10 protein-coding genes are annotated in these 12,592 nt (G+C 35.1%); 6 read left to right on the top strand and 4 right to left on the bottom strand.

Translation table 11 applies throughout. The annotated features are described in order from the left end of the window. Nucleotides 1-61: 61 nt before the first annotated feature. A complete protein-coding gene (locus HGC4_RS04235; RefSeq protein ID WP_050708880.1) occupies nt 62-928 on the top strand; it encodes an alpha/beta hydrolase fold domain-containing protein in 867 nt (288 codons plus the stop codon). Nucleotides 929-989: 61 nt separating this feature from the next. Here HGC4_RS04235 and HGC4_RS04230 read toward each other — a convergent pair whose 3' ends face one another. After that, on the bottom strand, nt 990-1,616 hold the full coding sequence (locus tag HGC4_RS04230; protein ID WP_050708879.1) for an NUDIX hydrolase: 627 nt from the start codon (nt 1,614-1,616) through the stop codon (nt 990-992). 581 nt (nt 1,617-2,197) lie between these two features. On the opposite strand from HGC4_RS04230, the gene HGC4_RS04225 reads away from it, so the two are divergent. From HGC4_RS04225 to HGC4_RS04215, 3 genes are read left to right on the top strand one after another with little or no spacing between them, the layout of a single operon-like run. After that, entirely contained in the window at nt 2,198-2,794 is a 597-nt protein-coding gene (locus tag HGC4_RS04225; protein ID WP_050708878.1) for a hypothetical protein, read from the top strand. 5 nt (nt 2,795-2,799) lie between these two features. Then, on the top strand, nt 2,800-4,323 hold the full coding sequence (locus HGC4_RS04220) for a PKD domain-containing protein (protein ID WP_050708877.1): 1,524 nt from the start codon (nt 2,800-2,802) through the stop codon (nt 4,321-4,323). Between the two features lie 30 nt (nt 4,324-4,353). Continuing rightward, on the top strand, nt 4,354-4,932 hold the full coding sequence (locus tag HGC4_RS04215; protein ID WP_050708876.1) for a hypothetical protein: 579 nt from the start codon (nt 4,354-4,356) through the stop codon (nt 4,930-4,932). Between the two features lie 133 nt (nt 4,933-5,065). Here HGC4_RS04215 and HGC4_RS04210 read toward each other — a convergent pair whose 3' ends face one another. After that, a complete protein-coding gene (locus tag HGC4_RS04210; protein WP_050708875.1) occupies nt 5,066-5,704 on the bottom strand; it encodes an HAD family hydrolase in 639 nt (212 codons plus the stop codon). Between the two features lie 110 nt (nt 5,705-5,814). Further along, a complete protein-coding gene (locus HGC4_RS04205) occupies nt 5,815-6,315 on the bottom strand; it encodes a GNAT family N-acetyltransferase (protein ID WP_050708874.1) in 501 nt (166 codons plus the stop codon). Nucleotides 6,316-6,586: 271 nt separating this feature from the next. Between HGC4_RS04205 and HGC4_RS04200 the strand changes: the two genes are divergently transcribed. Then, entirely contained in the window at nt 6,587-9,634 is a 3,048-nt protein-coding gene (locus HGC4_RS04200; RefSeq protein WP_082204067.1) for a SusC/RagA family TonB-linked outer membrane protein, read from the top strand. Nucleotides 9,635-9,646: 12 nt separating this feature from the next. Then, complete coding sequence (locus HGC4_RS04195) at nt 9,647-11,356, top strand: RagB/SusD family nutrient uptake outer membrane protein (protein WP_050708873.1); 1,710 nt, start codon at nt 9,647-9,649, stop codon at nt 11,354-11,356. Nucleotides 11,357-11,433: 77 nt separating this feature from the next. Here HGC4_RS04195 and HGC4_RS04190 read toward each other — a convergent pair whose 3' ends face one another. Further along, nucleotides 11,434-12,306: a T9SS type A sorting domain-containing protein gene (locus tag HGC4_RS04190; RefSeq protein ID WP_082204066.1), complete on the bottom strand. Its 873-nt coding sequence runs from the start codon at nt 12,304-12,306 to the stop codon at nt 11,434-11,436. Nucleotides 12,307-12,592 lie beyond the last annotated feature (286 nt).

Raw genomic sequence — 12,592 nt, 5'->3', positions numbered from 1 at the left:
GGCAGTAAATATTTATTGTCGGACTTTTGTTATTTTTGCAGTTCAATAAATAAATATAGATATGACTAGTGATGCTCTTGAAGCTGCCTTATGGAAATTAGGAACAAAACAATTAATAGCTAATCTCGAAACAGATATGTATAAAGGTGGGGCTTTCTACGATAGTGTTTCGCCTCCCAATCGCCTTTTTAATAAATACGATATAGAAACAGTTATTGTAGATGGTTCGAAAATCTATACACTATCAGTGAAAGATCAAGTAGCAACAGATACTATTTACTATTTGCATGGTGGAGGTTTTGCTTGTGGACTGTCACTTATTCATTGGGAGATTATCACCTATTTTGCTGATAACTTAGGCTATAAGATTGTAATACCCGATTATCCGTTAATTCCTAAGTCAGACTATATAGAGATTTACGACTTTATTCTAAACTTATACAAAGAGATTTCCTCAAATAAAGGACGGTTATTTGTTGTTGGAGATTCAGCAGGCGCAAGTCTCGTTTTGGGATTGTCTCAATTAATTGCTAAGCATAATCTTCGGAAACCGGAGCACATGATTATGATCAGCCCTTGGATGGATGTTTCAATGACAAATCCCGAAATAGAGAGGCTTCAACCTATTGATCCAAGCCTCGATTGTGAAGGTCTTAAATATGCAGGGCAAGTATATTCTATGGGCGATTTACAGAATCCTCTGGTTAGCCCTATATATGGCGAATATACAGATGCTTCTCCTATGACCTTGATTGTGGGTACACTTGATCTTTTATATCCGGACTGCCATAAATTTAAGGAAATTTGCTTAGAAAAAGGGGTAAATCTTTCTTATCACGAATATGAGAATATGGTACATCTTTTCCCTCTCTTTAATATACCTCAGGCAAAAGGGGCAAAAGAAATAATTATTGCTGCAATGCAATAATTAATAGGCGAGCTGGCTGCATATATTCTCCTATCCAAAGTATATAGATAGGGCTGAAGCTTTAATCAACAATAGCATCTTTGTCAGGATTATTTTTGTATTCAAACATCAGATTAATCTGACTTTTCAGTATTCTCTCTTCCGAAAGAGGAGGAAGTTCGGCTTGTTTGAAAAAGCCTTTATCTAAAATGTCGAAAGCTGAGGTAAATTCTCCATCAATCAGTTCACAAAGTATAAATATCTTATAAGCATAATGCGGTGCAGGAGGGTGATTATGGCATTTTTTATCCAACACTGCTAATAACCGAATTGGTTTAACATTCAGCCCGGTTTCCTCTTTTACTTCCTTTACTGCTATTTCTTTAGGAGAATATCCTACATCAGCCCATCCACCGGGTATTGCCCATGCTCCATCGGCTCTCTCCTGTACGAGTAGTATTTCGTCTTTGTCATTAAATACTACTGCTCTTATATCTACTTTAGGAGTTACATAATCGTCCTCTACCCGAAAACAACCTTCTATAGTCGACACTTTATTGTTAGTAATAAGCGCTGTCATAGAATTGCTTAGATGAACAAGCTCTTCATATCGTTCGGTATTGTATTCATTATCAGAGTATACTAAGCCTGTTTGCGACAAAGCCCTAATTCGTTGAGCTATTTCTAAAAGTTCTTTTTCTATTCCCATTTTCAAAGTTTCTTTATTCTATAAAAACTGAATAATCTGACAATTATTACAAAGCAAGAGCTGTTAAAATGGTTAATATCTCTTTTAATTTCTATATTAGATACTCTAAAAGGATGTTTTTTAGTTAATAAGAGAGAATATGAAGAGTTTGGACTATTTTGATGTGGTAGTTTTTTAATAGAATAGTTATATCTTTGTGTCATAAAGTATGAGAGGTGAGTTAAAATATTGAAGTGTTAATTAGGTTTTGTAAGATAAGATTGTGAGAAAACGGTCAAAAGTTTTGTGTCCAAATAATGTCTTTTCATCTACTTTTTTCATTGTAAATAAAGTAATTTCATTTTTCGATAAATGCAGATTGTAGTTTCATGCATTCTAGAGATGTCCTCCTCTTTTGTATTTTATACCATAATTATTACCCATCTTTTTTAATAAATAGATTACTATAGTGTTCAGAAAGTATCTTGATGTTTGTTGAAGTATATGACATTAAAGATTAAACTAAATCTTGTATCTATGCAACTTACATAAAGTTGCGGTTTTGAAGCTTTTGTATAGAATGATTAATTATATATATTAAGATGACGAGTAAATTTTTATTACTATTACTATTCCACCTTTTGACTATAGACATCAGTCATGCTCAAGTTGGAATAAATACCACTACCCCTAATGCCAGTACTGCATTAGATATTGTTTCTACTACTCAAGGAGTACTAATTCCTCGAATGACAAGCTCTCAGCGGTTATCTATATCTAGTCCTGCCTCAGGTCTATTAGTTTATGATACAAACCTTAATGGTATTTATCAAAATGCAGGAACAGCTGCCGCACCATCGTGGGTTCCATTGTCTGCTAAAGACAATCAATCGTCTTTTTTTTACATGCCATCCATAGCAATTGATGCTTCAACAGAAGGAAGTTTTACTGTAGATTTATATACTGAATACAAGAATCAATTTACAGGAGCCGATCAGACGACATTCTTTAAGAGTGCAGGAGCACCCAACACGATCCCTTATTTTCCATCAGCAACCGATTTATATTATTATATCACCTATTATGATAATCAGGTAATACAGATCAATAGCATATCCACCGATGGTAAAGTATCCTATACTATAGTAGAAGAGGCAAACTATGATTCTTTTATGAATGTTGTATTCGTAACAAAATAAAACTCATGAAATCTATTATAATATCAATGCTACTTATTGTTTGCGTTTCGAGTTCATATGCTCAGAAAGAAGCAAACTGGTGGTATTTCGGAATTAACTCCGGATTAAATTTCAATAATTTACAAACGGTAACTTCATCAGCAGGGCTTGCGACACCGGATATGCCTACCCCTGTAAAAGGTCCTCTAAATACAGGAGAAGGATCGTTTACAATCTCCGATTCCGAAGGAAATCTTTTAATGTCAGGAGATGGGGTTACTATTTACAATCCCCTTAATGCAGTAATGGCAAATGGAACGGGTATGTTAGGAGGATCATCTTCAACTCAATCGGGAATTATATTGCCTGTACCGGAGAGCAATAGTTTATATTATGCTGTATCTGTAATGAATAATGAAGGAGCTGCCGGAATAACTTATTCTATAGTCGATATGTCTCTTAATGGGGGAAATGGAGCTGTAACAAGTACTAAAAATGTACAAATATTAGCGGGGCCTACAGACGAAAATATTACTGCAACTCGTAAGAGGAATAGCCCCAATTTTTGGTTGATTCACCGTAGGCTTTCTCTCTCAGATACTGCTGGGTGTGTTATTCACGTTTGGGAAGTTACCCCTACCGGAATAGAGAATCATAAGATCTATACATTTGCAGTACAGCCTCCGGGAAGTGTTTTTTTTAATGCCTTTTCCGGCTATCTTAAAACATCCTCCGATGGAACTAAATTCATATCGGCAGTGCCTGGAGGTAAACCACGTGCGAGCATTTTAAGTGGTCTATTTAATCCCCAAACAGGAGTTCCTTCTGATGTACGGGTTCGAAACCCGTCTACTTTACACTGGGATTGGTATAATTTTGATTTTTCTCCTTCCGGAAAAAATGTGTTTATTACCGGATCAAATTATTCCCCAACTAATAGCCGGACACCCCTGCAACAAATAACGTGGAATGACTTGAGAAATACAACAAAAGAAGCAACATATATACCTGCCGATACTGTATATGTATCGAGTTTGCAGCTTGCTGCTGATGGTCGACTATATGGAGTAAGAGTAAATCATAAAGATATGGTAGTCGTGATGAATCCCGAGGAAGATTATGCCTCGGCAGATGTACGCTTTTTTCCCAACTATTTAATTAATGATGCTGCTTTTGGGTTACCTAATTTTATGTCAGCTTTTTTTGTCGCAGATGTACAAGGGCAATCATTTGCCTGTATGGGAAATGAGGCGACTTATACAGTTGAAATAACCATGTCGGGTACGCCAGCCGAAAATGCTGTCAAATTAATATGGGATTTTGGAGATGGCAGCCCTACTATTGAGCAGCCCGTGGCTCTAGGTACTACTATTTATAAACAATCTCACGTCTTTTCTGCAGTAGGAACATATACAATCGTTGTGACACCCTATAAAGCTGATAATACACCATTGAAGGCACTAAACTATTCGGTGAGAATTTTAGATTGCAGTATTATGACCAACCGTATGGTTCGAACCAGATTGTTAAATTCGGTATTACAACAATAAAATTTTGAATGATTTCACGCTGATCTATTTATGACACAATTATATTTAGTATTCTTTTTACTCTGGCTTAATTTATCTGTATATTCTCAAATAGGGATAAATACCGAAACCCCACATCGAAGTGCTGCACTTGACGTTAATGCACCCAATAATGACAAGGGATTGCTTTTGCCTACTATGACAACTAGTGAGAAAAATGCAATTGCAAATCCTGCTAATAGTCTGTTAGTATATGATACCGATAAGAATTGCATATCTCAAAATTTAGGTTCAGAAATAGCCCCAGCCTGGACTTGTCTGACTCTTTTTAACCGAAAGTTCTTATATATGCCTTCTATAAATATCAAAACAACAGTTCCTGGTAATGCCCAGTTAGACTTATATAAGATATATAAAGATCAATTCAGTACACCTATGAGCATTAGTGCGGGAGGACCAGCATCAATACCTAGTTTTGCTGCAGCTACCGATTTGTATTATTATGTAACTTATTATGACCCTACCTTATTGACAATAAATAGCATTGATGCTAATGGGGTGATGGATTATACTGTACTTCGGAATGCTAATTTTGATGCCTATATGAATATAATATTTGTAATTAGGTGATAATCCGTTTTTCTGGTGGTTGAGTATCGTATTGCAATATAAAACAGAAGAAGCGTTTAATCTAGATTAAACGCTTCTTCTGTTTTATATAAAGTTTCATTAATTTGAAGCCTCTAGCTTTTATTACTGAAATTTATATTGTGAATAAATCGTTAACAGAAAAGTTCTTAAAATCGGGTATTACTTTACTGCATTTGTCTTCCAGTAAGTTAGCAGGGTTAGTTGTTGATAAACCAATAACCTTCATGCCTGCAGCTTTGCCAGCCTCTATACCTGCAAACGAATCTTCAAATACAATACAATCCTTAGGATCTACCCCTAGATCTTCTGCAGCCAAAAGAAAACATCTCGGATTTGGTTTTCCTTCGGTTACACGAGCTGCTGATACAATAGTGTCGAATAGCTTGTCAAATTGTTTGGCTTTATTTACAGCGATTAGTTTAGTGTCGGTTGAACTGGTTACTAATCCTACTTTTATTCCTTTAGCTTTTAATTCTTCAACGAATTTAACAGAACCCGGTATTTCTTCGAAGTTCATATTAGCTTCAAATTTGTCGAGATTCTCAGATAAAGTATTTAACTCTTCTTGTGTTAAATGTGAGAAATATTTTTTTAGGATATTGGGAAGAGTAGTTCCCTTTATTACTTTCTCAAAATTTACTATTCCAGTATTGTATCTATCCCCTGCATGTTTCCAGAATACATCGTATTGAGGTTCGGTGTCAATCATTACACCATCCATATCAAATAAAACGCAAATGTTATTTTTCATTATTTATATATTTTTTCAGGTCAAAACCTTGTTCTTTGTTCATGGAATTATTGAAGCTTAGGTGTTCGATGAATCTAGATATAATACCTTGTTGCTCTTGTTTTTGCATTCTATATTTTCTTCTCAAAGATATAATCTTCCATTAAATAGCCACTTCCAATATCATTGTCTTCTTCTCCTACAATTTCAAACCCCATTTGCTTATAAAATCCTATGGACTTATTGTCTCGATTCATATTGAGAGATAGGTAACTGTTTCCCTCTGTTTGAGCTAATGTCGCAACTTTGTCAATTAAGATTCGACCCATTCCTTTTCCTTTGGATTCGGGTAAAAGGTAAAGCTTATGTATCTTAGTTTTAGGTTGATTTTGGTAATTAAACTCATAGGATATGAATCCTAGGATATTTGATAAAGGATCAGTTTTGATTAATAAGAAAAACTGATTTAGCTCTGTCATCTGTTTTTTTAGAGCCTCGGTACTATACATCATATCAATCATATAGTTCATCTGCTCTTGAGAGAGAATGTCTGCATAGGTTATTTCCCATGCTTTAAGTGCAATGTTCTGTATTGTGGATATATGACTTGTGTTGGCTTGTATTATTTCCATTATAGTATTCTTATAGTACTACAAAAATACTAAAAACAATATGTTATTTAGTATATCAAAGTGATATTTTCGATGATGTATTTGCTTAATATTTATGAGTGTGCATTATATAGTTTTTGTATTTGTTTTAACCTTCTTAACCTTGCTGTCTTATTTAACGTAAATTTATTGAAAAAATATAGCTTGTTTACTATATTTGTAGTTCTGTTTTTGCTAAAACAACAACAAAATCCATAACGCACAATCTTTTTTATTATTAAACTATCTTTTAATGAAAAACATGATTAGAAAAACAAACTTAGCAAAGAGCTACTTTAGTAAAGTCTCTTTTTGGGTGTTAATGCTTTTCCTCTCAACGGGAAGCATATTAGCGCAGACTACAATTACAGGTACCATTATCGATGGGCAAAAAGAACCCATGATTGGAGTTAGTGTTAAAGTAAAAGGATCGGTAATTGGAACCGTTTCCGATTATGATGGGAGTTATAAATTATCCGTTCAGGATGCAAATAATGCAGTACTAATCTTCTCTTTTTTAGGGTATAAAACACAAGAGGTTGCAGTAAACTCACGTTCGGTGGTAAATGCCACTCTAGAGGAAGATGCAAGAGCTTTAAGTGAAGTTGTTGTAGTTGGTTATAATACAATCAGACGTGAGAGCCTTACGGGTGCTTTACAAACGTTAGATAGTCAACAACTATTGGATGCAACTACACCTGCTGTTGAAAATCTACTTACCGGAAAATCTCCCGGTGTATATGTTAGTCCTGGTTCGGGACAGCCTGGAGAAGCCGGAAAAATAATAATTCGCGGTAAAAGTACGATTAACGGAAGTAACGATCCCCTTTGGGTTGTTGACGGTGTAATCATGGGTAGTAGTGCCAGTGATATTAACCCCGTTGATATAGAAACTTTGACAGTGTTAAAAGATGCTGCTTCTACGGCTGTATATGGTTCTCAGGGAGCCAATGGAGTTATTTTAGTAACTACCAAAAAGGCGAAAATGGGTAAAACCCAAGTAAATGTATCAGCGAAATTTGCTGCTACTGATCTTAATTCAGGGCGATTTAGTATAATGAACGGAGCAGAACTTTATGATTTGTATACTACTTTCCCTAATAAAGAAAACTTCTCGAATACTTGGTGGTGGCAAGACAAGAACCTAAGAAATAGAAATTTCGATTGGTGGGATAACGCAACGCAAACAGGTTTTGCGCAAGACTATAATGTGTCGATAAGTGGAGGTAATGAAAAACTAAGATCATTTGTATCTCTTGGTCTTTTTGATGAAACAGGTGCTATAAAAGGATATGACTATACAAGATACAATGCTTTAGTGAAAGTTGAGTATAAGGTTTCGGATCGATTAACAATCAGACCACAGATTATGGGATCACGAAAAGACATATATGATCAACAACACTCGGTAAGTGCGATGTATGGTAATTTACCTTGGGATAGCCCTTATAACGAAGATGGTTCTCTTGTTGGAAATGCACCCAATCCTACTTGGGTAAATACTACAGGATCTAACTATATGTACGATTTGCAATGGAACTATAGCAAGTCTGAAGCTTATGAAGTAATGAGTAATATGGATTTTGATGTTAAGATTACTGATTGGATGACTTTTGCTTCGATTAATAGCTACAAATTTTTCAATAAAACTGGCACAGAATATACTGATCCTCGTTCATCTTCAGGAGAATCGGTAAATGGTCGTATCACTGAAAGTATGCGTTCTTATAACAGATTATATACGAATCAATTGATACGTATTAATAAGGCTATGGGTAAGCATTATATCAATGCAGTAGCGGGTTATGAGTGGAATGAATTTAAGTCTAAGAACACCGAAAGTATGTCTACTGGATTTGCTCCAGGCTTTGAAGTAGGTAGCGTAGCTTCTAAAGCAGAAAAAGCAATTAGTTGGCGTTCGGCTTGGGCAGTTCAGTCGTATCTTTCTAATATAAATTATTCATATGATGATACGTATTTGGCTCAATTTTCACTTCGTCACGACGGAGCTTCTAACTTTGGGGCTAATACTAGATATGGTACATTCTTTTCGATAAGTGGTGGATGGAATATTCATAAAGAAAAATTCTTTAAGGTTCAACAAATAAACAATCTGAAATTAAGAGCTAGTTATGGTTCAGTAGGTAATCGTCCTACTGCCTTATATCCTCATTTGGCTTTATATGCTCTTACTACGGACTCGGGAAAAAATCAAAAACCATTAAGTTATAATGGAGAGCCGGGAGCTGTAATATCTCAATTGGCAAATGCCGATTTAGGTTGGGAAAAATCATTTGTAACAGGTGTTGGAGTAGATGTTTCTCTATATAATAGAGTAAATATTTCATTAGACTATTATTATAAGAAAACATCAGATCTTTTATATGATGTTCCATTACCTGGCGTTATTGGAGTAACCAGCATTTGGAGAAATGAGGGAGAATTACAAAACAAAGGTTTTGAGGCAACAATAAGTGTTGATGTTATAAAGAATAAAGACTTGTTATGGACTGTAGATGCTAATATCGGATTGAACAGAAATAAAGTAACTAAGTTATATGGACAGAAGAAGGAAATAATAAAAGGCGATGGAAGTGGTATTGCTGGATCAGCTTCAAAGCTAATCACACCGGGCAGAGATGCCGATACTTGGTATTTGGCTGAATGGGCTGGTGTAGATCCTGCAAATGGAAATCCTTTATGGCTTAAAACTGATAAAGACGGAAATCGTGTGACTACAAGTAAATATAGCGAAGCTAATCAAGTTCCTATTGGTAAATATACTCCTGACTTTTTCGGGGGATTTGCTACAAACTTAGTTTATAAAAATTTTGATTTAGCTGCAATATTTAATTATTCGGTAGGAGGTCAAATATATAATTATGCCCGTGCAGAGTTTGATTCGGATGGTGCATATACCGATAGAAATCAGATGAATCTTCATAGTGGCTGGAGTCGTTGGGAAAAAGAGGGAGATATAGCTACTCACCCATTAGCTAAATATAGTAATTCAAGTAACTCCAATAAGGCATCATCTCGCTTTCTTGAAACTGGTACTTATTTGAAAATGAGAAATCTTACGATTGGCTATAATCTTACAGGTAAAATCCCTTATGTTTCTAACTTGAAGTTGTTTGTTTCAGGTGAAAATTTATTCACAATTACTCACTTTTCCGGAGTAGATCCTGAGATACCTCCTCGTTATGATAATCGTTATGAGTCATCAACGATAACGGGAGTTGCAACATCAGTATATCCTCAAACACGCAGATTTGTATTCGGAGTAAATCTTACACTTTAATAATTTAGACTTATGAAACTAAAACATATAATATTTACTGTCATATGCACTTTGATTTTCACTTCTTGTGATTTAGAACGGTTGCCGGATAATGCATATACAAAGGAACAAATAGAGGCAGATAAAGAGGCAGCATTTCAGATATTATTAAATGGATGTTATGGACATCTTAAAGGATGGGCTGATGTAATGCATAGAGTAGGTGAGTACCCATCCGATAATATAATGATCAGAGGTACTAGTACGGATGCTTTTTATCCATTTATTTCATATCAGCATATAAAAGATAATTATAGATTAACGACCTTTTGGAATACTAGTTATAAAGTAATATCTCAAGCTAGTGATCTAATAAATATGTCAGACGAAGAAACCAGCACAAAAGAAAGAAAGCAAAAAATAGGGGAAATGTATTACCTCCGTGGAATGTGTTATTTCTATCTGTGTCGTGTTTTTGGTCGTCCATATTACCAATCACCCGAAACTAATTTGGGAGTTCCCATCTTATTAGACGGAACACCTGATGATGTAAGTAATCTGCAACTACCAGATAGAGCTACCGTAAAAGATACTTACGCGCAAGCAATAAGTGACTTGAAAAAAGCGGAAAGTCTGATGACTGTGGAGAAGAGAGCTACTTATGCTACAAAAGAAGCAGCACAAGCAATGCTTTCTAGAATCTACCTATATATGAGCGGTACTTATGAGAATCCTAATACAGAATATGCTAATCTTTCTATTGAATATGCAGAGAAGGTTATTCAGTCGGGACGTTATGCTTTGTTAGATCGAGTTAATTTTATGAAGTATAACATTTTTCCTCCTGATGGAAGTAGTCAAACTGAGACCATATTTGCGATAAAGAGACTTTCTTCTGAATTTTCGGGTGACGATTATTATAATACCATTGGTGGTATGTATGCCACTATTCAAGGACAAGGTTGGGGTGAAATGTATGCAAGTGCAAAATATTTGGACTTATTACGTAAAGCAGGACTGGGAAAAGATGCACGCTGGGCATTTATTGATCCGCAATATATAGAGGATGAGGCTGGACAGAAAACTCCTGCATTCCGTTTTATAGCAGATCTTAAAAATGCATCGGGTGTACAAACCGGTTATACTTATGTTCAGGAAACATTAAGATATAATGAGGATAATTCTTTATACATTAAAATTGGAGATCAAGTATATCCTTTAACTGTAGTAAATGCAGAAGAGAATCAATACTCAATTGTTTATAATGGAAAAACATACATAGGAGAGAAAGATTATTTAATGTTATTGAATCGTGTATTCCCGATGTTCTATGTTACCAAATGTTCTCTACAGGATAATGAATCGCATTTGCACTCACCTATAGTTTCACGTTTGGCTGAATTGTATTTAAATGCTGCGGAAGCATCTGCAAAGAAAGGAAATTATGGACAGGCACTTATATATCTGAATAAGATACGAGGTAGAGCTATTGTTGGCGGAGAGTATAAATCGTTGAATGCAACTAATGCTGCTCAACTGATAGATGAAGAACGTCAGCTAGAGTTAGGCTTTGAGGCTCATCGTACTTATGATGTATATCGTAATGGACAGGATATGGTTCGCAATTATCCGGGACCTCATGATGCTATGACAGCTATTCCTGCAAGCGATCTACGTGTTGTTCATTTTATACCACAAGCAGAAATTAATGCTTATCCAAGTGAATTAACTCAGAATCCATAAAATTGGATAAACCTTATAAAAAGAAAGCCCTAACTAATCATTTCGATTGAGTTAGGGCTTTCTTTTTTGTTGAATTTTTATTTTATGATTTTCTGAGAAGATATGCCTTTATCTGTTTTTGTAACTATAATATAATATCCCGAAGGGAGGTCATTTGTACTATAATTAATGTCTTTAGTCTCTTTGATTAATACGCCTCGGGTATCAAAAATCTTTATGTAATCTATTCTTTCAACCTCATCGGTAATTTTTAAAGATCTAATGTTATTCATTTCTATTACTGGGATATACACGTATGAGTCTATATTAGCTCCATTAACGATAAACTCTCTAGGGTTTAATTGTTGGTGCGCTCCCTGTATTTGAGCTTGCTCATCTAGTATCCACCCTTGAGGGGTCTCTAAAATCTGAAATAAATAGTCTGTTGGCTCAAGGTCAATTGTCATAGCAGCACTTCCGCTTCCATATATGAATGTCTCTTCGTTTGGATTATTTACCTTACTAACTCTTATTATTGCACCGTCTGTCTGTTGTTTCACCCATTCTTTATCAATAAATGTAATTAGTAATTCCTTTTTGTTGGCTATTATAGGAATGTATACATACGATTCAATATTAGCACCATTAACGATAAACTCTCTAGGGTTTAATTGCTGGTGCGCTCCATGTATTTGACCTTGCTCATCTAGTATCCACCCCTGAGGAGTTTCTAAAATCTGAAATAGATATTCCACCGGCTCAAGATCTATAGTCATAAAATTGCTACTTTCTCCGCGCATTAGTATCTCTTCATTAGGGTTATTTACTTTGCTAACTTTAATTACGGCGCCGTCTGTCCATTGTTTTTCACCTCCTTTGTCTATAAATGTGATGAGTAGTTCTTTAGTTGTTTGTGAATATCCGAAAGATGATAAGCACATTAATAAGAGTAGGAATAAAGTCTTTTTCATGTTTGTGATTAGTTAAATTAAAATTATAAAACGAAGGTGAAAATAGTAAATAAAAACCTAAATAAAAAAGGGATGACCAATGCGGTCATCCCTTTTTATACTATATAGAAATAGTAATTATTTCACTTCTTCAAAATCAACATCAGTTACATCACCATCGTTGTTTGGTTGTTGTGCACCTCCTTGATTAGGATTAGCTTGTTGATTAGGATCTGCTGCTCCACCTGTAGCATTATACATTTCTTGGCTTAATGCCTGGAACAAAGTATTCAATTCTTCCATTGCT

It is taken from the genome of Dysgonomonas sp. HGC4 (assembly GCF_001261715.1).
Lineage (GTDB): Bacteria > Bacteroidota > Bacteroidia > Bacteroidales > Dysgonomonadaceae > Dysgonomonas_A.
The sequence above is the reverse complement of the archived record's forward strand: the minus strand, read 5'-3'. Positions and strand labels throughout refer to the sequence as shown.